This window comes from Nostoc sp. UIC 10630, from assembly GCF_010747425.1.
In the GTDB taxonomy this organism is placed as follows: domain Bacteria; phylum Cyanobacteriota; class Cyanobacteriia; order Cyanobacteriales; family Nostocaceae; genus Nostoc.
This window is the reverse complement of sequence record NZ_JAAGOG010000410.1, coordinates 1-1,953: the sequence shown is the minus strand read 5'-3', so window position 1 is coordinate 1,953 and position 1,953 is coordinate 1. Positions and strand designations below refer to the sequence as shown.

At 47.9% G+C, this 1,953-nt stretch carries 1 protein-coding gene; it reads right to left on the bottom strand.

What is annotated here, in order from left to right; translation table 11 throughout:
- Positions 1–30 precede the first annotated feature (30 nt).
- Positions 31–1,560: a photosystem II chlorophyll-binding protein CP47 gene (gene psbB, locus G1O98_RS38005; RefSeq protein ID WP_163939591.1), complete on the bottom strand. Its 1,530-nt coding sequence runs from the start codon at positions 1,558–1,560 to the stop codon at positions 31–33.
- Between the last annotated feature and the right edge of the window lie 393 nt (positions 1,561–1,953).

The following is a 1,953-nucleotide window of genomic DNA, read 5'->3' as shown; positions in this document are numbered from 1 at the left end:
CCCAGTCCCCAGTCCCCAGTCCCCAGTATCTTAAAGGGCTTCCTTCCGGCGGGTTGATTTGTCACCCACTTTCTGGAATAGACCCCACTCAACTTGCTCTTCTAGATCCGCATCAACACCAGCAAATACGTCTCGGTAGATTGTCCGAGAGCCATGCCAGAGATGACCAAAGAAGAACAGCAGAGCAAATACAGCGTGTCCAAAGGTAAACCAACCTCTAGGACTGGTGCGGAATACACCATCAGAGTTCAAGGTTTCGCGGTCAAATTCAAAGATTTCGCCACCTTGAGCTTTACGGGCATACTTCTTCACATCAGCTGGTTCTGTAAAGGTTTTACCATTCAGATCGCCACCATAGAAGCTGACGGTGACACCAGATTGCTCGAAGCTATACTTTGATTCTGCCCGACGGAAGGGAATGTCAGCGCGGACAACTCCATCAGCATCGGTCAAAATTACTGGGAAGGTTTCAAAGAAGTTGGGGAGGCGACGCACGGTCAATTCCCGTCCTTCAGAATCTTTGAATACGGCGTGACCTTGCCAAGATTGGGCAATACCATCACCCTTTACCATCGGCCCTGTACGGAATAGACCGCCTTTAGCGGGGCTATTACCGACGTAATCATAGAAAGCCAGTTTTTCAGGAATCTGCGACCAAGCTTGGTCAAGGGTTGCACCTTGAGCAACGTCAGTTTGGACGCGGCGCTGAATTTCTTGACGGAAGTAGCCTTGATCCCATTGGTAACGGGTAGGGCCAAACAATTCGATGGGAGTGGCAGCGTTTCCGTACCACATAGTACCAGCAACAACGAAAGCAGCAAAGAAGACTGCTGCAATACTGCTAGAAAGTACTGTTTCAATGTTACCCATCCGTAGGGCTTTGTAGAGCCGTTCGGGAGGTCTAACTGTGAGGTGGAATAAGCCTGCAATAATACCAACAACACCAGCAGCAATGTGGTGAGCCGCAATGCCACCAGGGTTATATGGGTTAAAACCATCTGGGCCCCATTCCGGTGCTACTCCCTGGGCAGCCCCAGTTATACCATAAGCATCAGAAACCCATATTCCTGGGCCAAATAGTCCGGTGACGTGAAAAGCACCAAATCCAAAACAAAGTAGACCAGATAAGAACAGGTGAATGCCAAACATTTTTGGCAAGTCTAGAGCAGGTTCACCAGTGCGGGGATCTCTAAAGAGTTCCAAATCCCAGTAAACCCAATGCCATACGGCAGCTAGGAATAAAAGACCGGAAAGAACAATGTGAGCCGCAGCAACGCCTTCAAATGACCAAAAGCCAGGATCACTTGCTGGGCCACCAGTAACGTTCCAACCACCCCAAGATTGGGTAACGCCCAAACGCGACATGAAGGGTAGGACGAACATCCCTTGCCGCCACATCGGATTGAGAATCGGATCGCTAGGGTCATAAACAGCCAGTTCGTAGAGTGCCATCGAACCAGCCCAGCCTGCTACTAAGGCTGTGTGCATCAGGTGTACAGAAATCAGTCGCCCTGGATCATTCAGAACGACTGTATGTACTCGGTACCAGGGTAGTCCCATCGACTACGCTCCTCCTCGATGAGTTAGTTTACAAAGCAATTTTCTTACTGAGATTCTAAGGAACGAAATTCGCCACTCAGAAAACTCTCTCTTGTTTTTTGTTATTGCCAGAGCCAGAGTACTACCACAGTTAGTCTTATAAGTTAGACAGAGTGGGTGCTTTGGCAATGCTTACTCGCTTCGGGAGGTTTACCTTGTAGGGTAGCCACCGCCAAGCAAAAAATGAGAATGTTTTAAAAAGTGTAACTATTGATGGAATTGTTTGCAAGCGTGTAAATTGATGCGATCGCGTAGCATCTCAAAGTTTTTTCGCTACCAATCCCTCTTGGAGATTAAATTTACTTATCTTCTTTTATTAAGAGACAAAGGAGAAATAGCACTTAAGTATTTCCC

Coding starts and splice junctions, on each gene's coding strand:
- psbB (WP_163939591.1), bottom strand. CDS start 1,560: ATGGGACTACCCTGGTACCGAGTACATACAGTCGTTCTGAATGATCCA.